Raw genomic sequence first — 23,965 nt, forward strand, 5'->3', positions numbered from 1 at the left:
GCCCCCCATGCTCCCAGACCGTATTCCTTGTCGGCACAGGGGTTTCAGTGACCGGACACCATGTGGACAGCATGCGGACAGAGAAGCGGACAGCATCGGACAGGAGCGGTCGGGAGCTTTCTGTTCGACGCCGGGCCGCTGAACACGTACACTCACCTGTCGTTGGCCTTCACCAGTCACGCCGTTCCTGCACTCGGAGCATCCGGGAGCATGCGGTAGGTTGGTGGAAACCACAAAGGGTCGTAGCTCAATTGGTAGAGCACTGGTCTCCAAAACCAGCGGTTGGGGGTTCAAGTCCCTCCGGCCCTGCTACACACTCCTTCGCCAGGATGTGTGCGCATGTACGTACTTCAATGCATCGCCGTGCGGCTCCACCGGGCGCGGCACGGCCATGACCCGGAATCAGGTGAGTAGCGTGACGGACGCCGTGGGCTCCATCGACATGCCTGATGCCGAGGATGAAGTCCCCGAGTCGAAGAAGAAGACCCGGAAGGGCGGGAAGCGCGGCAAGAAGGGCCCTCTGGGCCGTCTCGCGCTGTTCTACCGCCAGATCGTTGCCGAGCTCCGCAAGGTTGTCTGGCCGACTCGCAACCAGCTGACGACGTACACCACCGTGGTGATTGTGTTCGTCGTCGTCATGATCGGTCTCGTTACCGTGATTGACTTCGGTTTCCAGCGGGTCATCAAGTACGTCTTCGGCTGATCCCGCGGAGGGCGCCTCATGGGCGCCCCTTTCGCATGTTCCACCCATTTGTATCCAGGAAGAAGCAGCCACCGTGTCTGACCCGAACCTGAACGACGCCGTCGAGCCGACGGCGGGCGCCTTCGAGTCCGCCGAGGACGAGCTCGACATCGTCGAGGCGGCGGACGCTGTGGAGCCGGACCAGGCTGAAGCTGCCGACGCCGCCGCGGGCGAGCCCGTCGAGCAGGCCGCAGTGAACCCCGAGGCCGCCGACGAGACCGCGGAGGCCGAGGCCGTCGCGGACGTCGAAGGTGCCGAGGCCGCGGAGGAAGCCGCCGAAGAGGCGGAGACCGAGGAAGCCGCCGACGAGACCGACGAGGAAGAGGCCGAGCCGGCCGCCCCCGTCGACACCGTCGCGGCCCTGCGCGAGGAACTGCGCACCCTGCCGGGCGAGTGGTACGTCATCCACACGTACGCCGGTTACGAGAAGCGTGTGAAGGCCAACCTGGAGCAGCGCGCCGTCTCGCTGAACGTGGAGGAGTTCATCTATCAGGCCGAGGTGCCTGAGGAGGAAATCGTCCAGATCAAGAACGGCGAGCGCAAGAACGTCCGGCAGAACAAGCTCCCGGGTTACGTCCTGGTGCGCATGGACCTGACGAACGAGTCCTGGGGCGTCGTCCGCAACACTCCCGGTGTCACCGGCTTCGTGGGCAACGCCTACGACCCGTACCCGCTGACCCTGGACGAGATCGTCAAGATGCTGGCGCCGGAGGCCGAGGAGAAGGCCGCCCGTGAGGCCGCGGAGGCCGAGGGCAAGCCGGCTCCGTCCCGCAAGGTCGAGGTCCAGGTGCTGGACTTCGAGGTGGGCGACTCCGTCACCGTCACCGACGGCCCGTTCGCGACGCTGCAGGCGACGATCAACGAGATCAACGCCGACTCGAAGAAGGTCAAGGGTCTCGTCGAGATCTTCGGCCGCGAGACGCCGGTCGAGCTCAGCTTCGACCAGATCCAGAAGAACTAGCACCACCCGAGCAGGCGACTGCCAGCTTCTGGACACATGCCTACCAAGCAGGTCAGACCGGCTGTCAAAGCCTGTCTGACCTGCTTGGTTTTTGGTCGCGCAGCTATACCCGTTATCGTTGTGCGGTATGCCTGCATCCGGATGACCGGATGACGGCGAAAACTCTCACTAGGACCCGGAGAGAGCACATGCCTCCCAAGAAGAAGAAGGTCACGGGGCTTATCAAGCTCCAGATCAACGCCGGTGCGGCCAACCCGGCCCCGCCGGTCGGCCCCGCACTGGGTCAGCACGGCGTCAACATCATGGAGTTCTGCAAGGCCTACAACGCCGCGACCGAGTCGCAGCGTGGCATGGTCGTGCCGGTGGAGATCACGGTCTACGACGACCGCTCCTTCACCTTCATCACCAAGACTCCGCCGGCCGCCAAGCTGATCCTCAAGGCCGCGGGTGTGGACAAGGGCTCCGGCGAGCCGCACAAGACCAAGGTTGCCAAGCTGACGGCCGCCCAGGTCCGCGAGATCGCCACGACGAAGCTCCCCGACCTGAACGCCAATGACCTCGACGCCGCGTCGAAGATCATCGCCGGCACCGCCCGTTCCATGGGCATCACGGTCGAAGGCTGATTCAGCCCCACCCCCTCAGTGGTAGGACCAAGCGCTGGTCCGCACCACGACTCCACACTCTGAAACCACAGGAGTAGAAGTGAAGCGCAGCAAGAACCTCCGCGCTGCGGACGCCAAGATCGACCGGGCACGCAACTACGCCCCGCTCGAAGCCGTTCGTATCGCCAAGGACACCGCCTCCACGAAGTTCGACAGCACCGTCGAGGTCGCGTTTGCCCTGGGTGTTGACCCGCGCAAGGCCGACCAGATGGTCCGTGGCACCGTGAACCTCCCGCACGGCACCGGCAAGACCGCCCGGGTCCTGGTCTTCGCGACCGGTGACCGTGCTGCGGCCGCGGAAGCCGCGGGCGCCGACATCGTCGGCGCCGACGAGCTCATCGACGAGGTCGCGAAGGGCCGTCTGGACTTCGACGCCGTCGTCGCGACCCCGGACCTCATGGGCAAGGTCGGCCGCCTCGGCCGCGTGCTCGGTCCGCGTGGTCTGATGCCGAACCCGAAGACCGGCACCGTCACCCCCGACGTCGTGAAGGCTGTCAACGACATCAAGGGCGGCAAGATCGAGTTCCGCGTCGACAAGCACTCGAACCTGCACTTCATCATCGGCAAGTCCTCGTTCGACGAGACCAAGCTGGTGGAGAACTACGCAGCGGCGCTGGAGGAGATCCTCCGTCTGAAGCCGTCCGCCGCCAAGGGCCGCTACATCAAGAAGGCCACCCTGGCCACCACGATGGGCCCCGGCATCCCGCTGGACGCCAACCGCACCCGTAACCTCCTCGTCGAGGAGGACCCGGCCTCCGTCTGAGCCTCCGCGCTCGTACGACCGCCGTGTCACGTGTGACATTGACGGGCCCCGCAACCTTTCGAGGTGCGGGGCCCGTCCTCGTATATACGTACCGAAGGCTGTCGGTGCCGTGCGTTAGCGTGAGGTGACCGAGAGCCGACAAAGGGGTGGGAGCGGATATGAGGACGAGTACCGTACGACGCGTGGGTCTGTCCGTGGCAGTGGCGGCGGCGCTGACGTCGGTCGCGGCCTGCGGCGGATCGGACGACAAGGGCGGGAGCGACGGCGCCGCGGCGTCGAAGGCCGAGCCGATCGCCGCACTGCTCGCGGTCCAGAAGAAGACCGGCGGGGCGAACTCGGCGAAGGTCGAGGGCACCACCGCGATGGGCAGCACGATGTCCATGAAGCAGACCGGATCCCTCGACTGGTCCGACGGCATCAGCGGCGTCATCGAGATCAAGTACACCGGCGGCTCCATGGCGGACGCCATGAAGCAGATCGGTGGCGACGGCACGATGCAGGCCCGCTACTTCAAGGACGGCTACGCGGCCAACATGGGCGACGCCTTCGCGAAGCAGAGCGGCGGCAAGCACTGGATCAACTACAGCTACGACGATCTCGCGGAGCTCTCCGGTGCCTCCGGTGAGGTCATGAAGGACCAGATGCAGAACACCACCCCCGACCAGGGGGTGAAGGCGCTGCTGGCCTCGGGCGACGTGAAGAAGGTCGGCCAGGAGGATGTCCGGGGCGTCACCGCCACGCACTACTCCGGCACGGTCGACGTCGCCGAGCTGACCGCCAAGAACTCCGAGCTGGACGCCAAGCAGCTGGCCGCGTTCAAGAAGCAGCTGAGCGACGCGGGAGTCTCCACGGAGAAGGTCGACATCTGGGTCGACAAGGACGACCTGCTGGTGAAGAAGACCGAGCGCGGCCAGATGAAGACGGGCGAGCTGAACTCCACGGTGTTCTACAGCGACTACGGCACCAAGGTGTCGGTCGAGCGGCCGCCGGCCTCCGACAGCGTCGACTTCAAGGAGCTCCTGAAGCAGCAGCAGGGCGCGTCCGGCAGCGCGTCCTAAACCTCCCGGACCACCCGGTCCGGGACGGATTTGCTCGGCGCGGCTCCGGTCGCGTACTCTTCTGCAGAAGCCAAAGACCGCTGGTCGTTGCTGCTTTCCCGCAAGGGGAACAGCAACCGAAGGATCCGTTGAGCACGGACGACCTGCGCAGGTGACTGTGGAAAGCTCCCGGACTTCGTGCGGTTGAGCTACGCCCTGGCACCTGTGCCGGGGCGTTTCGTCTTTTCCGGCCCCTTCTGAGCGGTCCTCATCACCCGGAAGGAGGCCGACGCTCATGGCAAGGCCCGACAAGGCTGCCGCGGTAGCCGAGCTCGCGGACCAGTTCCGCAGCTCGAACGCCGCCGTGCTGACCGAGTACCGGGGTCTCACCGTGGCACAGCTCAAGCAGCTGCGCCGTTCGCTCGGTGAGAACGCCCAGTACGCCGTGGTGAAGAACACGCTGACCAAGATTGCGGCCAACGAGGCCGGGATCGACACGCTCGACGACCTGTTCGCAGGTCCGACGGCGGTTGCCTTCGTCACCGGTGACCCGGTGGAGTCGGCGAAGGGTCTTCGTGACTTCGCCAAGGACAACCCCAACCTCGTCATCAAGGGCGGTGTCCTTGATGGCAAGGCGCTGTCCGCCGATGAGTTCAAGAAGCTTGCGGACCTTGAGTCCCGCGAGGTTCTGCTCGCCAAGCTGGCCGGCGCCATGAAGGGCAAGCAGACTCAGGCTGCGCAGCTCTTCCAGGCTCTGCCGTCGAAGTTCGTCCGCACCGCGGAAGCGCTTCGTGCCAAGCGGGAAGAGCAGGGCGGTGCCGGTACTCCGGCTCCCGCCGAGGCCGCCGAGTAATTTCGCTCAGCGGTCCAGCGGGCTCCACGTACGCCCGCCGACATATACATCCGGCACCTGCCGAATAGTGGAAGGACGCCATCATGGCGAAGCTCAGCCAGGAAGACCTGCTCGCCCAGTTCGAGGAGCTCACCCTCATCGAGCTCTCCGAGTTCGTTAAGGCCTTCGAGGCCAAGTTCGACGTCACCGCCGCCGCGGCCGTCGCCGTCGCCGGCCCCGCCGCCGGTGGCCCCGCCGCCGAGGCCGAGGCCGAGCAGGACGAGTTCGACGTCATCCTCACGGGTGCCGGCGACAAGAAGATCCAGGTCATCAAGGTCGTGCGTGAGCTGACCTCGCTGGGTCTCAAGGAGGCCAAGGACCTCGTGGACGGCGCCCCGAAGCCCGTCCTGGAGAAGGTCGCCAAGGAGGCCGCCGACAAGGCTGCCGAGTCCCTCAAGGGCGCCGGCGCCTCCGTCGAGGTCAAGTGACCCTGCGGGTCCTCTGACCCGTCTGGACCCCCGTGCCGCGAGGCACGGACGTCACATCGCGAAAGGCGATCACCCGTACGGGTGGTCGCCTTTCGGCGTACCCGTGGGAGTGCCTTGCTCTTCGCGCGCTGACGAGTATGGTGATCTTCGCCGTGCGCCTCTCGGAGGGGAGTGCGAACGGCGCGCGGAGGCGGCGTACCCGGGTCCCCGGGGCCCGTACGGGCTGGGGGGCCTTGACGAACCGCACGAGGCGCGCAATTCTCAAGGCGCGTCGTCATATCGATCCGGATCCGAGGCATGGATCGAGGGCGAACAGGGCAGTAAAGAAGAGCGCAGCTCATCCAGGGCTATGCAGGGCTAGACATAGGTGTTGAGAACAAGCTGTTGCGAGCAACGTGGGTCTCTGAGAACCCCGACTGGACATCAGTGTGCCTCTTGGCTACACTGACCCTTTGCGCTGCCTGTTAGCTGCCTCCTGCCCGTCACCAGGGGCATACCCATCTTGTGCACCGTGGATTGAGCATCCCTGAAGAGGGACATCTATCCATGTGTCCAGTTTGGGACCGGTACGCGCGTAGTGAGTCCGAGCCCTCGGAAGGACCCCCTCTTGGCCGCCTCGCGCAACGCCTCGACCGCGAATACGAACAACGGCGCCAGCACCGCCCCGCTGCGCATCTCTTTTGCAAAAATCAAGGAGCCCCTCGAGGTTCCGAACCTCCTCGCGCTGCAGACCGAGAGCTTTGACTGGCTCCTCGGTAACGCCGCCTGGAAGGCTCGCGTCGAGGCTGCTCTGGACAGTGGACAAGACGTCCCCACCAAGTCCGGCCTGGAGGAGATCTTCGAGGAGATCTCACCGATCGAGGACTTCTCCGGGTCGATGTCGCTTACGTTCCGCGACCACCGCTTCGAGCCCCCGAAGAACTCGATCGACGAGTGCAAGGAGCGCGACTTCACGTTCGCGGCTCCGCTCTTCGTCACGGCCGAGTTCACCAACAACGAGACCGGCGAGATCAAGTCCCAGACGGTCTTCATGGGCGATTTCCCGCTCATGACCAACAAGGGCACCTTCGTCATCAACGGCACCGAGCGTGTCGTCGTGTCGCAGCTGGTCCGCTCGCCGGGTGTCTACTTCGATTCCTCGATCGACAAGACGTCCGACAAGGACATCTTCTCCGCCAAGATCATCCCTTCCCGGGGTGCCTGGCTGGAGATGGAGATCGACAAGCGCGACATGGTCGGTGTCCGCATCGACCGCAAGCGCAAGCAGTCCGTCACCGTCCTCCTGAAGGCTCTCGGCTGGACCACCGAGCAGATCCTCGAAGAGTTCGGCGAGTACGAGTCGATGCGCGCCACCCTGGAGAAGGACCACACCCAGGGCCAGGACGACGCACTGCTCGACATCTACCGCAAGCTGCGTCCGGGCGAGCCGCCCACCCGCGAAGCTGCTCAGACGCTGCTTGAGAACCTCTACTTCAACCCGAAGCGCTACGACCTCGCGAAGGTCGGCCGCTACAAGGTGAACAAGAAGCTCGGCGCGGATGAGCCGCTCGACGCCGGTGTCCTCACCAGCGACGACATCATCGCGACCATCAAGTACCTGGTGAAGCTGCACGCCGGGGAGACCGAGACGACCGGTGAGTCCGGCCGGGAGATCGTCGTCGAGACCGACGACATCGACCACTTCGGCAACCGTCGTCTGCGTAACGTCGGCGAGCTCATCCAGAACCAGGTCCGTACGGGTCTGGCTCGTATGGAGCGCGTCGTGCGCGAGCGCATGACGACTCAGGACGTCGAGGCGATCACGCCGCAGACCCTGATCAACATCCGGCCGGTCGTCGCCTCCATCAAGGAGTTCTTCGGCACCAGCCAGCTGTCGCAGTTCATGGACCAGAACAACCCGCTGTCGGGTCTCACCCACAAGCGCCGTCTGTCGGCGCTCGGCCCGGGTGGCCTCTCCCGTGAGCGGGCCGGCTTCGAGGTCCGTGACGTGCACCCGTCCCACTACGGACGCATGTGCCCGATCGAAACCCCTGAAGGCCCGAACATCGGTCTGATCGGTTCGCTCGCCTCGTACGGCCGCGTCAACGCGTTCGGCTTCATCGAGACGCCGTACCGCAAGGTCGTCGACGGCCAGGTCACCGACGAGGTCGACTACGTCACGGCCGACGAGGAAGACCGTTACGTCATCGCCCAGGCGAACGCGACGCTCTCCGACGAGCTGCGCTTCACCGAGCCCCGCGTCCTGGTCCGCCGTCGTGGCGGAGAGGTCGACTACGTGCCCGGCACCGAAGTCGACTACATGGACGTCTCGCCGCGCCAGATGGTGTCCGTCGCCACCGCGATGATCCCGTTCCTGGAGCACGACGACGCCAACCGTGCCCTCATGGGCGCGAACATGATGCGTCAGGCGGTGCCGCTGATCAAGTCGGAGGCCCCGCTCGTCGGCACCGGCATGGAGTACCGCTGCGCCACCGACGCCGGTGACGTGCTGAAGGCCGAGAAGGACGGTGTGGTCCAGGAGGTCTCCGCGGACTACATCACCGTGACGAACGACGACGGCACGTACACCACGTACCGCATCGCGAAGTTCATGCGCTCGAACCAGGGCACCTCGGTCAACCAGAAGGTCGTCGTCTCCGAGGGCGACCGGGTCATCGAGGGCCAGGTGCTCGCCGACGGTCCGGCCACCGAGAACGGTGAGATGGCCCTCGGCAAGAACCTGCTCGTGGCGTTCATGCCGTGGGAGGGTCACAACTACGAGGACGCGATCATCCTGTCGCAGCGCCTCGTGCAGGACGACGTCCTCTCCTCGATCCACATCGAGGAGCACGAGGTCGACGCCCGTGACACCAAGCTCGGCCCGGAGGAGATCACCCGGGACATCCCGAACGTCTCCGAAGAGGTCCTCGCGGACCTCGACGAGCGCGGCATCATCCGGATCGGTGCCGAGGTCGTCGCCGGCGACATCCTCGTCGGCAAGGTCACGCCCAAGGGCGAGACCGAGCTGACCCCCGAGGAGCGCCTGCTCCGCGCGATCTTCGGTGAGAAGGCGCGCGAGGTGCGCGACACCTCGCTGAAGGTGCCGCACGGTGAGATCGGGAAGGTCATCGGCGTCCGCGTCTTCGACCGCGAAGAGGGCGACGAGCTGCCGCCGGGCGTGAACCAGCTGGTCCGCGTCTACGTCGCGCAGAAGCGCAAGATCACCGATGGTGACAAGCTCGCCGGCCGTCACGGCAACAAGGGCGTCATCTCGAAGATCCTGCCGATCGAGGACATGCCGTTCCTGGAGGACGGCACCCCGGTCGACATCATCCTCAACCCGCTGGGTGTCCCGTCCCGAATGAACCCGGGACAGGTCCTGGAGATCCACCTCGGCTGGCTCGCCAGCCGCGGCTGGGACGTCTCCGGCCTCGGTGACGAGTGGGCCCAGCGCCTGCAGTACATCGGCGCCGACCAGGTCGCCCCCGGCACCAACGTCGCGACCCCGGTCTTCGACGGTGCGCGCGAGGACGAGATCACCGGCCTCTTCCAGGCCACGATCCCGAACCGCGACGGCAACCGGCTGGTCCAGCCCTCGGGCAAGGCCAACCTGTTCGACGGCCGCTCCGGCGAGCCGTTCCCGGAGCCGGTCTCGGTCGGCTTCATGTACATCCTCAAGCTCCACCACCTCGTCGACGACAAGCTCCACGCTCGTTCGACGGGTCCGTACTCCATGATCACCCAGCAGCCGCTGGGTGGTAAGGCTCAGTTCGGTGGACAGCGCTTCGGTGAAATGGAGGTGTGGGCCCTTGAAGCTTATGGCGCCGCATACGCCCTCCAGGAGCTGCTGACGATCAAGTCCGACGACGTGACCGGCCGCGTGAAGGTCTACGAGGCCATCGTCAAGGGCGAGAACATCCCCGAGCCCGGCATTCCCGAGTCCTTCAAGGTGCTCATCAAGGAAATGCAGTCGCTCTGCCTCAACGTGGAGGTGCTGTCCTCGGACGGCATGTCCATCGAGATGCGCGACACGGACGAGGACGTCTTCCGCGCGGCGGAGGAGCTCGGTATCGACCTGTCCCGGCGCGAGCCGAGCAGCGTCGAAGAGGTCTGACGGGTTGGCCGGCCGGATCCCTGTGATCCGGCCGGCTCTCCCCGGACCCGTTCAGACCATTGCTGAAGTGCCCCGATTTCTCGCGTTGACGCGAGGGGGCTCGAACCCCCGAAAGAGGGATTGACGACAAGTGCTCGACGTCAACTTCTTCGACGAGCTGCGGATCGGCCTTGCCACCGCGGACGACATCCGGACCTGGTCCCACGGCGAAGTGAAGAAGCCGGAGACCATCAACTACCGCACGCTCAAGCCCGAAAAGGACGGACTCTTCTGCGAGAAGATCTTCGGTCCGACCCGGGACTGGGAGTGCTACTGCGGCAAGTACAAGCGTGTCCGCTTCAAGGGCATCATCTGTGAGCGCTGTGGCGTCGAGGTCACTCGCGCCAAGGTGCGCCGTGAGCGCATGGGCCACATCGAGCTTGCCGCTCCCGTCACCCACATCTGGTACTTCAAGGGCGTCCCGTCGCGACTGGGCTACCTGCTGGACCTCGCGCCGAAGGACCTTGAGAAGGTCATCTACTTCGCCGCGTACATGATCACGTTCGTCGACGAGGAGCGCCGTACCCGCGACCTCCCGTCGCTGGAGGCGCACGTCTCCGTCGAGCGTCAGCAGGTCGAGAACCGCCGCGACTCCGACCTGGAGAACCGCGCCAAGAAGCTGGAGACCGACCTCGGCGAGCTTGAGGCCGAGGGCGCCAAGGCCGATGTGCGCCGCAAGGTGCGCGAAGGTGCCGAGCGTGAGATGAAGCAGCTGCGCGACCGTGCGCAGCGCGAGATCGACCGTCTCGACGAGGTGTGGAGCCGCTTCAAGAACCTCAAGGTCCAGGACCTGGAGGGCGACGAGCTGCTCTACCGCGAGCTGCGTGACCGCTTCGGCACGTACTTCGACGGCTGCATGGGCGCCGCCGCGCTGCAGAAGCGCCTGGAGTCCTTCGACCTCGACGAGGAGGCCGAGCGCCTCCGCGAGATCATCCGCACCGGCAAGGGCCAGAAGAAGACCCGTGCGCTCAAGCGCCTCAAGGTCGTCTCCGCGTTCCTGCAGACCAGCAACAAGCCCAAGGGCATGGTGCTCGACTGCGTGCCGGTCATCCCGCCGGACCTGCGTCCGATGGTGCAGCTGGACGGTGGCCGCTTCGCGACCTCCGACCTGAACGACCTGTACCGCCGCGTGATCAACCGCAACAACCGCCTCAAGCGTCTCCTTGACCTCGGTGCCCCCGAGATCATCGTGAACAACGAGAAGCGGATGCTGCAGGAGGCCGTCGACGCGCTGTTCGACAACGGCCGCCGCGGTCGCCCGGTCACCGGTCCTGGTAACCGCCCGCTCAAGTCCCTCAGCGACATGCTGAAGGGCAAGCAGGGTCGATTCCGTCAGAACCTTCTCGGTAAGCGTGTGGACTACTCCGCGCGTTCCGTGATCGTCGTCGGCCCGCAGCTCAAGCTGCACCAGTGCGGTCTGCCGAAGGCCATGGCGCTGGAGCTCTTCAAGCCGTTCGTGATGAAGCGCCTGGTGGACCTGAACCACGCGCAGAACATCAAGTCGGCCAAGCGTATGGTCGAGCGCGGCCGCACGGTCGTGTACGACGTCCTGGAAGAGGTCATCGCGGAGCACCCGGTTCTCCTGAACCGTGCGCCCACGCTGCACCGTCTCGGCATCCAGGCCTTCGAGCCGCAGCTGGTCGAGGGCAAGGCCATCCAGATCCACCCGCTCGTCTGCACCGCGTTCAACGCGGACTTCGACGGTGACCAGATGGCCGTGCACCTGCCGCTCTCCGCGGAGGCGCAGGCCGAGGCCCGCATCCTGATGCTGTCCTCGAACAACATCCTGAAGCCGGCCGACGGTCGTCCCGTCACCATGCCGACCCAGGACATGGTGCTGGGTCTGTTCTTCCTCACCACCGACGGTGAGCTCCGTGACACCAAGGGCGAGGGCCGTGCGTTCGGCTCGACGGCCGAGGCGATCATGGCGTTCGACGCCGGCGAGCTGGCGCTCCAGTCGTCCGTCGACATCCGCTTCCCGGTGGGCACCATCCCGCCGCGTGGCTGGGTGCCGCCGGTCGCGGAGGAGGGCGAGCCCGAGTACCAGCCGGGTGACACCTTCCGGCTGCGGACGAGCCTGGGCCGCGCGCTCTTCAACGAGCTGCTGCCCGAGGACTACCCGTTCGTCGACTACTCGGTCGGCAAGAAGCAGCTCTCCGAGATCGTCAACGACCTCGCAGAGCGCTACCCCAAGGTCATCGTGGCGGCGACGCTCGACAACCTGAAGGCGGCGGGCTTCCACTGGGCCACCCGTTCCGGCGTCACCGTGTCCGTCGCGGACATCGTCGTGCCCGAGGCCAAGAAGGCCATCGTCAAGGGCTACGAGGACCAGGACGAGAAGGTCCAGAAGCAGTACGAGCGCGGTCTGATCACCAAGGACGAGCGCACGCAGGAGCTCATCGCGATCTGGACCAAGGCGACCAACGAGGTTGCCGAGGCGATGAACGCGAACTTCCCCAAGACGAACCCCATCTTCATGATGGTTGACTCGGGTGCCCGAGGAAACATGATGCAGATGCGTCAGATCGCCGGTATGCGTGGTCTGGTGTCCAACGCCAAGAACGAGACGATTCCGCGTCCCATCAAGGCGTCCTTCCGCGAGGGCCTCACCGTTCTGGAGTACTTCATCTCCACGCACGGTGCCCGTAAGGGTCTGGCGGACACCGCCCTGCGTACCGCCGACTCGGGTTACCTGACCCGTCGTCTGGTGGACGTCTCGCAGGACGTGATCATTCGCGAGGAGGACTGCGGCACCGACCGCGGCCTCAAGCTGAAGATCGCGGTCAAGGGCGCCGACGGCGTGCTCCGCAAGACGGAGGACGTCGAGACCTCGGTCTACGCCCGCATGCTCGCGGAGGACGTCGTCATCGACGGCAAGGTCATCGCGCCTGCCAACGTCGACCTCGGTGACGTCCTGATCGACGCCCTGGTGGGCGCCGGCGTCGAGGAGGTCAAGACCCGTTCGGTCCTGACCTGTGAGTCCGCGGTCGGCACCTGTGCCTTCTGCTACGGACGCTCGCTCGCCACCGGCAAGCTGGTCGACATCGGTGAGGCGGTCGGCATCATCGCCGCCCAGTCCATCGGTGAGCCCGGCACCCAGCTGACGATGCGTACCTTCCACACCGGTGGTGTGGCCGGTGACGACATCACCCAGGGTCTGCCCCGAGTCGTCGAGCTCTTCGAAGCCCGTACGCCGAAGGGTGTCGCCCCGATCTCGGAGTCCGCGGGCCGGGTCCGGATCGAGGAGACCGAGAAGACGAAGAAGCTCGTCGTCACGCCGGACGACGGCAGCGAGGAGATCCCGTTCCCGATCTCCAAGCGCGCCCGTCTGCTGGTGGGCGAGGGCGACCACGTCGAGGTGGGCCAGAAGCTCACCGTGGGTGCCACCAACCCGCACGACGTGCTGCGGATCCTCGGTCAGCGCGCGGTCCAGGTCCACCTGGTCGGCGAAGTCCAGAAGGTCTACAACTCGCAGGGCGTGTCGATCCACGACAAGCACATCGAGATCATCATCCGGCAGATGCTCCGCCGCGTGACGATCATCGAGTCCGGCGACGCGGAACTCCTGCCGGGCGAGCTCGTCGAGCGTTCGAAGTTCGAGACCGAGAACCGTCGTGTGGTCACCGAGGGCGGTCACCCCGCCTCCGGCCGTCCGCAGCTGATGGGTATCACCAAGGCCTCGCTGGCGACGGAGTCGTGGCTGTCCGCGGCTTCCTTCCAGGAGACGACCAGGGTCCTGACGGACGCGGCGATCAACGCCAAGTCCGACTCCCTGATCGGCCTCAAGGAGAACGTCATCATCGGTAAGCTCATCCCGGCCGGTACGGGTCTGTCCCGCTACCGCAACATCCGGGTCGAGCCGACCGAGGAGGCCAAGGCCGCGATGTACTCGGCCGTCGGCTACGACGACATCGACTACTCGCCGTTCGGCACCGGCTCCGGCCAGGCCGTCCCGCTGGAGGACTACGACTACGGTCCGTACAACCAGTAGGCGAGTCGCCTGATACGACCGGAGGGCGGTCATCCCGTACGCGGGGTGGCCGCCCTCCGGCGTGGTGCGGGTGCCCCCCGCCGGTCGTGCACGGGCCGGCGGAGCGCTCCTGGTGAGAGGCTCGCCCGGATGGCGCGTCCGGGTGGACAGCACTTGTTTTGACCGGAGTCGATGCGGTAGGTACGATCAGACCTTGTGCCTGGGGTGTGCCTGGGCTCGTGTGCGTGTCCTCAACCGCACGGCGAGCCCGTCTTTGGCCACCGTGATCTGTGGATGAACCGCCTTCAGGGCAGTGACCCGCAGTATCCGACACACCCGACCGCGTGGGTCGGAGTTGTTCCAGGTTAGTTTCACCGACGGCACACAGAAACCGGAGAAGTAGTGCCTACGATTCAGCAGCTGGTCCGGAAGGGCCGGCAGGACAAGGTCGAGAAGAACAAGACGCCCGCGCTTGAGGGTTCTCCCCAGCGCCGCGGCGTCTGCACGCGTGTGTTCACGACCACCCCGAAGAAGCCGAACTCGGCGCTCCGTAAGGTCGCGCGTGTGCGTCTGACCTCCGGTATCGAGGTCACGGCCTACATCCCGGGTGAGGGACACAACCTGCAGGAGCACTCCATCGTGCTCGTGCGTGGTGGCCGTGTGAAGGACCTGCCGGGTGTTCGTTACAAGATCATCCGCGGCTCCCTTGATACCCAGGGTGTCAAGAACCGCAAGCAGGCCCGCAGCCGCTACGGCGCCAAGAAGGAGAAGTAAGAATGCCTCGTAAGGGCCCCGCCCCGAAGCGCCCGGTCATCATTGACCCGGTCTACAGCTCTCCTCTTGTCACCTCGCTGATCAACAAGATCCTCCTCGACGGCAAGCGTTCCACCGCCGAGCGGATCGTGTACGGCGCCATGGAAGGCCTCCGCGAGAAGACCGGCGCTGACCCGGTCATCACGCTGAAGCGCGCGCTTGAGAACGTCAAGCCCTCGCTTGAGGTCAAGTCCCGCCGTGTCGGTGGCGCCACCTACCAGGTGCCGATCGAGGTCAAGCCCGGTCGTGCCGCCACCCTCTCGCTGCGTTGGATCGTCGGTTACTCCCGCGCCCGTCGCGAGAAGACGATGACCGAGCGGCTCATGAACGAGCTGCTCGACGCCTCCAACGGTCTTGGCGCTGCCGTCAAGAAGCGCGAGGACACCCACAAGATGGCCGAGTCGAACAAGGCCTTCGCGCACTACCGCTGGTAGTCGCTTACCCCATCGAGACCGAGAGAAGATTGAGCCTTATGGCCACCACTTCGCTTGACCTGGCCAAGGTCCGCAACATTGGGATCATGGCCCACATCGACGCGGGCAAGACGACCACCACTGAGCGGATCCTCTTCTACACCGGCGTTTCGTACAAGATCGGTGAAGTCCACGACGGCGCTGCCACGATGGACTGGATGGAGCAGGAGCAGGAGCGCGGCATCACGATCACGTCCGCCGCGACGACCTGCCACTGGCCGCTCAACGATGTTGACCACACGATCAACATCATCGACACCCCGGGTCACGTCGACTTCACCGTCGAGGTGGAGCGTTCGCTCCGCGTCCTCGACGGCGCTGTCACCGTGTTCGACGGTGTGGCCGGCGTCGAGCCGCAGTCCGAGACCGTCTGGCGTCAGGCGGACCGCTACGGCGTGCCGCGTATCTGCTTCGTCAACAAGCTCGACCGCACCGGTGCCGACTTCTTCCGTTGTGTCGACATGATCGTCGAGCGCCTCGGCGCTGTCCCGATCGTCATGCAGCTCCCCATCGGCGCGGAGGCCGACTTCACGGGTGTCGTCGACCTCGTGTCGATGAAGGCCTTCGTTTACCCCGAAGAGGCCGCCAAGGGCGAGATGTACAACGTCATCGAGATCCCGGACAACCTGAAGGAGGCCGCAGAGGAATGGCGCGGCAAGCTCCTTGAGGCCGTCTCCGAGAACGACGACGAGATGATGGAGCTGTACCTGGAGGGCGTCGAGCCCACCGAGGACCAGCTGCACGAGGCGCTGCGCCGGATCACCCTCGCGTCGAAGGGTTCCGCCGACTCCGTCACGGTCACCCCGGTGTTCTGTGGCACCGCGTTCAAGAACAAGGGCGTCCAGCCCCTGCTCGACGCGGTCGTCCGTTACCTGCCTTCGCCCCTGGACGTCGAGGCCATCGAGGGCCACGACGTCAAGGACCCCGAGAAGGTCATCGAGCGCAAGCCTTCGGACGACGAGCCGTTCTCCGGCCTGGCGTTCAAGATCGCGAGCGACCCGCACCTCGGAAAGCTCACCTTCGTCCGGATCTACTCCGGTCGCCTTGAGGCCGGCACCGCGGTGCTGAACTCGGTCAAGGGCAAGAAGGAGCGCATCGGCAAGATCTACCGCATGCACGCGAACAAGCGTGAGGAGATCGCGTCGGTGGGCGCGGGCGACATCATCGCTGTCATGGGGCTCAAGCAGACCACGACCGGTGAGACGCTCTGTGACGACAAGAACCCGGTGATCCTGGAGTCCATGGACTTCCCGGCGCCGGTCATCGAGGTCGCCATCGAGCCGAAGTCCAAGGGCGACCAGGAGAAGCTGGGTGTCGCCATCCAGCGCCTCTCCGAGGAGGACCCCTCCTTCCAGGTGCACTCCGACGAGGAGACCGGCCAGACCATCATCGGTGGTATGGGCGAGCTTCACCTCGAAGTGCTCGTCGACCGCATGAAGCGCGAATTCCGCGTCGAGGCGAACGTCGGCAAGCCGCAGGTCGCGTACCGCGAGACGATCCGCAAGGCCGTCGAGCGCATCGACTACACGCACAAGAAGCAGACTGGTGGTACCGGCCAGTTCGCGAAGGTGCAGATCGCCATCGAGCCCATTGAGGGCGGCGACGCGTCGTACGAGTTCGTCAACAAGGTCACCGGTGGCCGCATCCCCCGGGAGTACATCCCCTCGGTGGACGCGGGTGCTCAGGAAGCCATGCAGTTCGGCATCCTGGCCGGCTACGAGATGGTGGGCGTCCGCGTCACCCTTCTCGACGGTGGTTACCACGAGGTCGACTCCTCGGAGCTGGCCTTCAAGATCGCCGGTTCGCAGGCGTTCAAGGAGGGTGCCCGCAAGGCGTCCCCCGTGCTCATGGAGCCGATGATGTCCGTGGAGGTCACCACCCCCGAGGACTACATGGGCGACGTGATCGGCGACCTCAACTCCCGCCGTGGCCAGATCCAGGCCATGGAGGAGCGTCACGGCGCTCGCGTCGTGAAGGGCCTCGTGCCCCTCTCGGAGATGTTCGGCTACGTCGGAGACCTCCGCAGCAAGACCTCGGGTCGCGCAAGCTACTCGATGCAGTTCGACTCCTACGCCGAGGTTCCGCGGAACGTCGCCGAGGAGATCATCGCGAAGGCCAAGGGCGAGTAACTCTCCCGAGCTCACGCTTTAGGCTTGTCACCGGAGCCCGGCGGGGCATTCGGCACAGCGCGCAAGCACTGTGCCGAATGCCCCCGGGTCCCGGCATCCCAGCAAAGATCACCTGGCGCCGATGAAGCAAGGCGTACAGAACCACTCCGCAGGAGGACCCAGTGGCGAAGGCAAAGTTCGAGCGGACTAAGCCGCACGTCAACATCGGCACCATCGGTCACATTGACCACGGTAAGACGACCCTCACGGCCGCCATTACCAAGGTGCTGCACGACGCGTACCCGGACCTGAACGAGGCCTCGGCCTTCGACCAGATCGACAAGGCTCCCGAAGAGCGCCAGCGCGGTATCACCATCTCGATCGCGCACGTCGAGTACCAGACGGAGCAGCGTCACTACGCTCACGTCGACTGCCCGGGTCACGCTGACTACATCAAGAACATGATCACGGGTGCGGCGCAGATGGACGGCGCCATCCTCGTCGTCGCCGCGACCGACGGCCCGATGCCGCAGACCAAGGAGCACGTGCTCCTGGCCCGCCAGGTCGGCGTTCCGTACATCGTCGTCGCGCTGAACAAGGCCGACATGGTGGACGACGAGGAGATCCTGGAGCTCGTCGAGCTTGAGGTCCGTGAGCTCCTCTCCGAGTACGAGTTCCCGGGCGACGACCTTCCGGTCGTCAAGGTCTCGGCGCTCAAGGCTCTTGAGGGTGACAAGGAGTGGGGCCAGACCGTCCTCGACCTGATGAAGGCCGTCGACGAGTCCATCCCGCAGCCCGAGCGTGACGTCGAGAAGCCGTTCCTGATGCCGATCGAGGACGTCTTCACGATCACCGGTCGTGGCACCGTCGTCACCGGTCGTATCGAGCGTGGTGTCCTCAAGGTCAACGAGACCGTCGACATCGTCGGTATCAAGACCGAGAAGACCACCACCACGGTCACCGGCATCGAGATGTTCCGCAAGCTGCTCGACGAGGGCCAGGCCGGTGAGAACGTCGGTCTGCTCCTCCGTGGCATCAAGCGCGAGGACGTCGAGCGCGGCCAGGTCATCATCAAGCCCGGTTCGGTCACGCCGCACACCGAGTTCCAGGCCCAGGCCTACATCCTGTCGAAGGACGAGGGTGGCCGTCACACCCCCTTCTTCAACAACTACCGCCCGCAGTTCTACTTCCGTACCACGGACGTGACGGGCGTTGTGACCCTTCCCGAGGGCACCGAGATGGTCATGCCGGGTGACAACACCCTCATGGACGTCGCGCTGATCCAGCCGGTCGCCATGGAAGAGGGCCTGAAGTTCGCCATCCGTGAGGGTGGCCGGACCGTGGGCGCCGGCCAGGTCACCAAGATCCTCAAGTAATTACTTGAGCGTCTGACCTGGTAGCTCCGCACAAGAGCACCGAGAAGGGCCCCCTCCCACCGCGCGAGCGGTGGGAGGGGGCCCTTCTGTATTCCATGCGCCGGGCGCGTGGCTCAGGCGGTGGCGCCGGGACTGCGCACCATGAACACGTCGACCGGATCCTCGCGCTCCAGGATGAACCCGTGCCGCTCGTACAGCCGCCGGGCCGCGCTGCCCCGCAACACGTTGAGCCGGACGGTGACCCCTTCGGCGTCGGTACGGGCCAGCAGCTCACGCAGCACCGCCGAGCCGATGCCCGCGCCCTGGAGCTCCCCGGCGAGGAAGAAGTTCTCCAGGCACAGGCCGCCCTCGGCGGGCCGGAGGGTGACACTCCCGCCGAAGCGCCCGTCCACGACGATGATCGAGGTGTACTCCGGCAGATAAGAGTCCCGCAGCCGCTGGCGCACCCGGTGTTCGTCGTAGCGCCCGAGCCGGACGAGATCCGGGCGCATCACGACGGCCCGGATCTCGACTATGGCCTCAAGATCCTCAGGGGTGGCGGGGCGCAGCGTCCAGGCCCGAGTGGTACGTACACGCATGGCGGGATTCTGCCAGAGCCGGGGCCCGGGGCCGGGGTCAGTTGTCCTCGGCGAAGACGTCCTCGGCGGTGGTTGCGGTGGCGGCCCGAGTGAGCCAGCGGCGCAGGAGCTGGAGGTCGGTGCAGGTGCTGATCTTTTCGCGGGTCTCGTCGGTGACGGCGATGCCGCGTGCCTGGAGGATCAGGAGGAGGCTCTTCTCCATGCCCTGGGCGCGTCCTTCGTCCCGGATCTCTTCTGACATGAAGGACTTGTAGAAAGAGGTATCCACGGCCACCAGGTTCCTCCACTGTTGTGCGGCCGGGCGGTTGCCCAGGCCCTGTGCGGTGAGTTCGACCATGGGTTCCGGCGCCTCGCGCAGTGCTGCGGAGAGCGTTTTCAGTGTGATGGCGGCGAGGGTGGCGAGTGCGAGGTACTTGCGCGCCTCGGCCACGTTGGTGATGACGGGCATGTTGTGAGGGCCTGCGACGAGCGGGTTGAGGGTGAGGGTCGGCCATTGGCGGAGGCCGATGGTGAGGGGCCGGGCGGCCCATTCGGCGGTGGCGTGGTCCTGGCAGACGACCAGGAGGAGGACGGGCAGACCGTCGTATCTGTTGTGGAGGTAGCTGACGTAGTAGGGCCAGCTGGTCGTCTTGCGTCGGTCCTTCTTGCCCTGGGCCTCAATGGCGAGGAGGAAGGGGCCGTCGGTCTCTGTTTCGATGCGCAGGAGGGTGTCTACCCGGCGCTCGACGGGTTTGGCCTCGGTGAGGTCGGTGGGCAGAACGGTGGCCGAGGTGGGCTGCGGGAGGTCGACGCCGAGCACTTCGGACACGCGGGAGAAGAGCCCCGGGTACTCCTGGAAGATGCGGTGCATCGCCTCGTGGGGTGAGCTGACCATGCAGGTCCGTTCGGAGTTGAGGGATGTTGCCGCGAGCATATGCCAGTCAACCCGGGCTGAATCAGGCCCAGTTGTCATATATCACCCGTGTGAGTGACCAGGTCAGGACCGGGGCGGGTGGGTTTTTCAGTGGTCCGCGAACGCCGCGTCCCCGCTCGACCGCAGTGCCGGCAGGCCCACCGGGGACAGTGAGGCATCCGGGATTCCGCGCAGCACCTCCGCCCCGATCTCCGCCAGCCGGTGCCCGTCCGGTGGCGTCGCGCCCAGGCCGATCGCGTACCCCGTGCGGCCGTCGGCCGTGAGCGGGCGCGGCCATATATAGGTGTCGGGTGCGCCCGCCTCGTCGAGGGCGGTGCGCAGGGCCAGGAGGCGGCCGCGCAGTCGGCCCTCGTCCGGGCCGGGGCGCGCGGAGGCGAGGGCCCAGGAGGTGTGGCGGTCCTGGGGTACGGGCGGGGCGCAGAGCAGGGGGCGCGGCTCCGCGCCGTCCTCCGCGGCCTCCAGGATCTCCCAGGCGCGGTACAGCTCGGCGGCGAGGAGATCGCGGCCGGCGGCGGAGACCTGCGTGGTGCAGGAACGTATCGGGGCGGTAGGAGTCAGCACCGTGACCGGGGCAGCGGTCGCCGCAGCGCTGCCCCCGCCCACCGGTTCGTCCCAGTTCCACGCCGCCCAGGTCGCGAAGAAGTGTCGGAGCAGTCCGAGGGGTGGCAGGTCGTCCGAGTCGTGCGCGGTGCGGGCCGCGAGGAGGGTCCAGGCCAGGCCCGGGAGGCCGCCGCAGGGGGCGGAGTCCAGGCCTCGGGCCCGGGCCCAGGCCTTGACGTTCCGGGCGAGAGTCGCGAAGGACGCCCCGTGGGGTTCCGTCGCCGCGAGTACCGCCTCCGCGTCGCTCACCGCGCTCAGCGCGATCGCCGCCGCCTCGCCCAGGTCCGCGCGGTGGCCGACCGCGTCGGCCGGGGGGAGCGACCCCGTCGCCACGGTGACCAGGTCGACGCCGAGCCCGTCCAGCTGGAAGCGCAGGCCGGGCACCCGGGCGCCCGTCACCTCGCGGACGTCCCGGGCCCCGGGGAGCGCGGCGGTCAGCTGTTGCAGCAGCTCCGACGGAGCGGGCGCGCCCGGTAGCGCCGCCACCAGGTCCAGGTCCGCGTCCGGCAGCGCGCAGCCCATGCGGCGGGAGCCGACGACGTGGACCCGGGCGCCGGGGAGGGCGGCGGCGATCCGTTCCGTGAGTTCTTCCGTCGCCGCCGGTACGGGCGGGCCCAGCTCCACCCGTACCCCGTAGTGGTCGGAGATGTGGAGTCCGGCCGGGCCGGGGGCGACGCCGGTCAGGGTCGCGGTACGGGCCCGGAGGCGCTCCGTGCGCAGCAGCACCCTGTCCAGCCGGGAGACCCGCCCTGACAGGGAGGAGACAGCCGCCAGGGGGTTCGCGGACGGGTCGAAGGTCGGGGCGTGGTCGGCGGGGCCGTGGACCTGGTGCCACGCGTCCGTCATCGCCAGCCGGGTCTGCGGGTGGTCGCCGCCGTCGTTGAAGTCCCCGACGAGCAGCACCTCGCCCTCGACGCCCGCCAACCCCGTTGCCAGATCGGCCAGTTCGGTGTCACGGCGGGTGGCTCCCGCAGGGGAGTGGTCGCTGCTGAGGTGGGTCACGGCCACGGTGACGGGGCCCCCGGCGGTGTCCACGACGGCTGCCGCCACCGCCTTGTGCGGGCCGAGGACGTGCAGCCCGGCCTCGCGCACGGGGAGCCGGCTGAGCAGCAGCAGACCGCAGTCCGCCACGTCCCGGCCCGCCGGTTCCGTGGCGACCGTGTACCCGTCGCGCACCCAGCCGGTCCCCAGTAGCAGGTCCAGCAGTGCGGGCTCCGCCTCCTGGAGTGCGATGACGTCCGCGTCCGCCGCGCGCAGCGCGTCGAGCAGCAGGGGCCGGCGGCGGGCCGTGTCGATCCGGTCGGCGTCGTACCGGTCCCAGAGGGTGTTCCAGGTCAGCACGGTGAGCGGCGTCGCCCGACTCGCCTGTCCGACCGGCGCCGCTGCCGGTTCCCAGGTGCCCGTGGCAGGGGAGTACGCGTGCGGCACGCGGGACGTGAAGTAGGGGGACGGGAGTCTGCGCGGAGTGCGGATCCGGCCGGCGTCCGTCGCGTCGATCCGGTCCGTGCCAGTGGACCGGTCCCACACCACCTCGCCGTCCGCCTCGAAGAAGAGCACCCGGTGCCAGGGGATGTCCCCGCCCGGGGTGAACCGTTCCAGCGGTACGCGCTTGGGGTCCCGGCCGCGCTGGGCGACGCCCAGGACGAAGCGCGCGGGGTCGAACCGGGGGTCCCAGCGGACCCGGTGGTAGATGTCCTCGCTCGTACGCATCAGGCCCGGTCCTCCACGGTCGTGCTGCTGCCGATGTACCAGGTGCGGTGCGCCCGGCCCGGGTACGGGGGTACGAACCGGCGCAGCTGGGAGGCCAGGACCTCCGGGGGAACCGGGTGGGCGCGCCGGGTGTTGCGCGCGGTCAGTTCGGCCTCGCCGGTCCAGGCCACGGCGTGGGTGAGCAGGGCGTCGCGGCGGTGGGCGGCCGCGTGCACCGGGTTGCGCTGGTGCGGGTTGAGCGAGGTGGCGTCCCAGACCACGGTGGCGCCGGGGACCAGCGCCTCGTCCAGGCGGCGCAGCCCCTCGCGCAGGACGTCCGCGTTGGCACTCTGGTCGGCGCGCGAGCCACGGGCGAGGCGCAGGTCGTCGAGGGATATATAGGTGTCGGTGCCCGGCAGGGCGCGGCCGAAGGTGCTCTTGCCGCTGCCGGACGGGCCGACCAGGTGGATCAGGCGGGGGAAGCCGCCGTCCCGCCACCGCCAGGTCGCGGCCACCGCCTCCTCGGCGGTGCTGATCCGGCCCAGCGCGTACGCCTCGCGGGCCTGCGCCAGGCAGCGGTCCGCGGCGGCAGGCTCCAGCTCCGCGAACGCCTCCCGGAGCCCGGCCGGCTCGGCCACCTCCTCCGCGTGCAGCCGCGACCACTCCACCTGCTCGCGGGCCTCCGGGCTCGCGGCCAGGGCGCCGGCCACCGCGTGCAGCACCGGCAGCCGGGCGGCGAGCGACATCCGCGCCAGCCCGCCGCGCCGCTCCTCGTCCGGGTACGGGCGGTGCAGCGAGGGGGCCAGCCCCACCAGGTCCGCGACGCGGCGGGCGAGCGGCATGCCGAGCGGGCCCGCCAGGACGGGGGCCAGGGCGGCGCGCCGGGTGCGGTGCAGCAGGGCGGCCAGTACTCCGGACAGCCGGTCGTCGCCGGTGAGGCCCAGCGCGTCCAGGGCGTCGGCCGCCGCGCGGGCGGCGGACGCGTCACCGGCCCCGGCGGAAACGCCACCGGCCCCGGCCGAAGCGGGCGTGACGGCGAGCGCGAGCGCCGCCGGGTCGACCGGGGCGCCCGAGCGCACGTCCCAGAGCGCGGCGGCCGGGCCCAGCGCGTTCTCCACCACCGCCGCGTGCATCCAGTGCGTGTCCGTGACGACGTGGTCCGGCCGTACCCATTTGGCGACCCGCCGCCCGAACTCGGCGGCCGGGAAGCTCCCGGCGGGGCGGACGACGTAACCCTCCTGGCGGCCGGTGTCCAGGCGCAGCGCGCGCAGCGTCCGTTCCGCGCGGGCGTCGAACACCCCGCGCCACAGCACCGGCGGGGTCGGGATGCCGAGGCCGTGCAGGAACGCCACCGTCCGGTCCCACCCCAGGCAGGTGTCCCCGGCCCAGACGGAGAAGCCGTAGAAGTGGCCCGCGAGGTCCTCGTACGGGATGGAGTGCCGGGCGAACACGTTCTCGCCGCAGATCCGCCAACCCGCTGGGATGCGGGGGCCGACGCGTCCCTGGAGTGCTTTGACCCGGGCCCGGGAGGGGTGGTGCGCCGAGTCGAGGGAGCGGGCGTGCAGCCCGTCGGTGTAGAGCGTGGTGTTCTCGCCGTCCAGCTTCTCGGTGACCACGACCTCGGAGCCGGTGAGTCCGGCGAGGTCCGTGTGGCCGGTGAGCCGTACGTCGTCCGAGGTGGCCCCCGGTGACCAGGGCAGATGCGGTGTCCGCGGATAGTGCGTACGCATGGATTCCCGCCCCCGGTGACGTGCCTGGTCCGGCCGGTCACTGTAGGGGCGGGGGGTCGCGGCGCTCGACCGAATTACCCCGCCGGGGGAGGGGAGCG

17 protein-coding genes and 1 tRNA gene are annotated in these 23,965 nt (G+C 67.4%); 14 read left to right on the forward strand and 4 right to left on the reverse strand.

Translation table 11 applies throughout. The features are described from left to right. Positions 1–236: 236 nt before the first annotated feature. From ACFVQ0_RS09530 to tuf, 14 genes are all read left to right on the forward strand, one after another. Positions 237–309: transfer RNA gene (locus tag ACFVQ0_RS09530), tRNA-Trp, on the forward strand. A 106-nt stretch (positions 310–415) separates the two neighbouring features. After that, positions 416–703, forward strand: coding sequence for a preprotein translocase subunit SecE (secE, locus tag ACFVQ0_RS09535; protein WP_219567765.1), 288 nt, complete (start codon positions 416–418; stop codon positions 701–703). Positions 704–776: 73 nt separating this feature from the next. Next, on the forward strand, positions 777–1,703 hold the full coding sequence (gene nusG / locus ACFVQ0_RS09540; RefSeq protein ID WP_390086237.1) for a transcription termination/antitermination protein NusG: 927 nt from the start codon (positions 777–779) through the stop codon (positions 1,701–1,703). A 188-nt stretch (positions 1,704–1,891) separates the two neighbouring features. Beyond that, positions 1,892–2,326: a 50S ribosomal protein L11 gene (gene rplK / locus ACFVQ0_RS09545; RefSeq protein ID WP_024494105.1), complete on the forward strand. Its 435-nt coding sequence runs from the start codon at positions 1,892–1,894 to the stop codon at positions 2,324–2,326. 79 nt (positions 2,327–2,405) lie between these two features. Next, positions 2,406–3,128, forward strand: a complete 723-nt coding sequence (gene rplA, locus ACFVQ0_RS09550; protein WP_390086239.1) for a 50S ribosomal protein L1 — start codon at positions 2,406–2,408, stop codon at positions 3,126–3,128. Positions 3,129–3,286: 158 nt separating this feature from the next. Then, the gene (locus ACFVQ0_RS09555) at positions 3,287–4,186 is read left to right on the forward strand and encodes a hypothetical protein (RefSeq protein ID WP_390086241.1); all 900 of its coding nucleotides are present in this window, start codon (positions 3,287–3,289) and stop codon (positions 4,184–4,186) included. Between the two features lie 274 nt (positions 4,187–4,460). Next, the gene (gene rplJ / locus ACFVQ0_RS09560; RefSeq protein WP_311303777.1) at positions 4,461–5,018 is read left to right on the forward strand and encodes a 50S ribosomal protein L10; all 558 of its coding nucleotides are present in this window, start codon (positions 4,461–4,463) and stop codon (positions 5,016–5,018) included. 83 nt (positions 5,019–5,101) lie between these two features. Beyond that, on the forward strand, positions 5,102–5,485 hold the full coding sequence (gene rplL / locus ACFVQ0_RS09565) for a 50S ribosomal protein L7/L12 (RefSeq protein ID WP_390086243.1): 384 nt from the start codon (positions 5,102–5,104) through the stop codon (positions 5,483–5,485). 607 nt (positions 5,486–6,092) lie between these two features. Next, entirely contained in the window at positions 6,093–9,578 is a 3,486-nt protein-coding gene (gene rpoB, locus ACFVQ0_RS09570) for a DNA-directed RNA polymerase subunit beta (protein ID WP_390086245.1), read from the forward strand. Between the two features lie 130 nt (positions 9,579–9,708). Further along, the gene (locus ACFVQ0_RS09575) at positions 9,709–13,608 is read left to right on the forward strand and encodes a DNA-directed RNA polymerase subunit beta' (protein WP_390086247.1); all 3,900 of its coding nucleotides are present in this window, start codon (positions 9,709–9,711) and stop codon (positions 13,606–13,608) included. A 381-nt stretch (positions 13,609–13,989) separates the two neighbouring features. Continuing rightward, a complete protein-coding gene (gene rpsL, locus ACFVQ0_RS09580; protein ID WP_003948652.1) occupies positions 13,990–14,361 on the forward strand; it encodes a 30S ribosomal protein S12 in 372 nt (123 codons plus the stop codon). Positions 14,362–14,363: 2 nt separating this feature from the next. Next, positions 14,364–14,834 carry a 30S ribosomal protein S7 gene (gene rpsG / locus ACFVQ0_RS09585; RefSeq protein ID WP_014154599.1) on the forward strand — a complete coding sequence of 157 codons (471 nt, stop codon included), beginning with the start codon at positions 14,364–14,366 and terminating at the stop codon, positions 14,832–14,834. 38 nt (positions 14,835–14,872) lie between these two features. Next, on the forward strand, positions 14,873–17,002 hold the full coding sequence (gene fusA, locus ACFVQ0_RS09590) for an elongation factor G (RefSeq protein WP_390086249.1): 2,130 nt from the start codon (positions 14,873–14,875) through the stop codon (positions 17,000–17,002). Positions 17,003–17,163: 161 nt separating this feature from the next. Beyond that, a complete protein-coding gene (gene tuf, locus ACFVQ0_RS09595; protein ID WP_390086251.1) occupies positions 17,164–18,357 on the forward strand; it encodes an elongation factor Tu in 1,194 nt (397 codons plus the stop codon). 113 nt (positions 18,358–18,470) lie between these two features. Here tuf and ACFVQ0_RS09600 read toward each other — a convergent pair whose 3' ends face one another. The 4 genes from ACFVQ0_RS09600 to ACFVQ0_RS09615 form a co-directional block, all read right to left on the reverse strand. Next, positions 18,471–18,935 (reverse strand): GNAT family N-acetyltransferase, encoded by a 465-nt coding sequence (locus ACFVQ0_RS09600; protein WP_390086253.1) that lies wholly within the window; start codon positions 18,933–18,935, stop codon positions 18,471–18,473. Between the two features lie 37 nt (positions 18,936–18,972). Next, the gene (locus ACFVQ0_RS09605) at positions 18,973–19,809 is read right to left on the reverse strand and encodes a hypothetical protein (RefSeq protein WP_390086255.1); all 837 of its coding nucleotides are present in this window, start codon (positions 19,807–19,809) and stop codon (positions 18,973–18,975) included. A gap of 126 nt (positions 19,810–19,935) precedes the next feature. Continuing rightward, complete coding sequence (locus ACFVQ0_RS09610) at positions 19,936–22,158, reverse strand: poly(A) polymerase (RefSeq protein WP_390086257.1); 2,223 nt, start codon at positions 22,156–22,158, stop codon at positions 19,936–19,938. Next, positions 22,158–23,867: an RNA ligase family protein gene (locus ACFVQ0_RS09615; RefSeq protein ID WP_390086259.1), complete on the reverse strand. Its 1,710-nt coding sequence runs from the start codon at positions 23,865–23,867 to the stop codon at positions 22,158–22,160. Before ACFVQ0_RS09615 ends, ACFVQ0_RS09610 begins: the two co-directional genes overlap by 1 nt. Between the last annotated feature and the right edge of the window lie 98 nt (positions 23,868–23,965).

Origin of the sequence: Streptomyces sp. NPDC057900 (assembly GCF_042887885.1) — a bacterium.
Taxonomy (GTDB): domain Bacteria; phylum Actinomycetota; class Actinomycetes; order Streptomycetales; family Streptomycetaceae; genus Streptomyces.

What these genes read in the sequence shown, in the direction of transcription:
- rplK (WP_024494105.1), top strand. Translation starts at nt 1,892, where the DNA reads ATGCCTCCCAAGAAGAAGAAGGTCACGGGGCTTATCAAGCTCCAGATC.
- ACFVQ0_RS09555 (WP_390086241.1), top strand. Translation starts at nt 3,287, where the DNA reads ATGAGGACGAGTACCGTACGACGCGTGGGTCTGTCCGTGGCAGTGGCG.
- rplJ (WP_311303777.1), top strand. Translation starts at nt 4,461, where the DNA reads ATGGCAAGGCCCGACAAGGCTGCCGCGGTAGCCGAGCTCGCGGACCAG.
- rplL (WP_390086243.1), top strand. Translation starts at nt 5,102, where the DNA reads ATGGCGAAGCTCAGCCAGGAAGACCTGCTCGCCCAGTTCGAGGAGCTC.
- rpsG (WP_014154599.1), top strand. Translation starts at nt 14,364, where the DNA reads ATGCCTCGTAAGGGCCCCGCCCCGAAGCGCCCGGTCATCATTGACCCG.
- fusA (WP_390086249.1), top strand. Translation starts at nt 14,873, where the DNA reads ATGGCCACCACTTCGCTTGACCTGGCCAAGGTCCGCAACATTGGGATC.
- ACFVQ0_RS09600 (WP_390086253.1), bottom strand. Translation starts at nt 18,935, where the DNA reads ATGCGTGTACGTACCACTCGGGCCTGGACGCTGCGCCCCGCCACCCCT.
- ACFVQ0_RS09605 (WP_390086255.1), bottom strand. Translation starts at nt 19,809, where the DNA reads ATGGTCAGCTCACCCCACGAGGCGATGCACCGCATCTTCCAGGAGTAC.
- ACFVQ0_RS09610 (WP_390086257.1), bottom strand. Translation starts at nt 22,158, where the DNA reads ATGCGTACGAGCGAGGACATCTACCACCGGGTCCGCTGGGACCCCCGG.
- ACFVQ0_RS09615 (WP_390086259.1), bottom strand. Translation starts at nt 23,867, where the DNA reads ATGCGTACGCACTATCCGCGGACACCGCATCTGCCCTGGTCACCGGGG.